The sequence below is a fragment of the Halomonas borealis genome (genome assembly GCF_004798905.1).
Classification (GTDB): Bacteria; Pseudomonadota; Gammaproteobacteria; order Pseudomonadales; family Halomonadaceae; genus Halomonas; species Halomonas borealis.
The window spans coordinates 1-214 of record NZ_SDMO01000133.1 but is presented as its reverse complement, the minus strand read 5'-3'; the positions used below and the strand labels follow the sequence as shown (position 1 = coordinate 214).

At 37.9% G+C, this 214-nt stretch carries 1 protein-coding gene; it reads right to left on the bottom strand.

Features of this window, described 5'->3' with window-relative positions:
* Positions 1–17 precede the first annotated feature (17 nt).
* Positions 18–214, bottom strand: a 197-nt coding sequence (locus ETC07_RS15470; RefSeq protein WP_438590669.1) for a hypothetical protein, incomplete at its 5' end; no start/stop codon positions are given.

Below are 214 nucleotides of genomic sequence, written 5' to 3'. Positions count from 1 at the left end.
ACAGCGTTCGTTATATCTCATATAAACCTCGCTATTCCACGTCCCCCTGTTTTTTGACGGTATTTATCAAGATAAACAACATAATCCGATAAATCATTTTCAATCCATGAGCTGGAAATATCATTCTCAGATGATGTCTTTTTACCTTCATCACCAATACGATTGAAGCGCCTTACAGTCAATTCTCGAACAATCCAGTCCAAAGCTTCAGGAT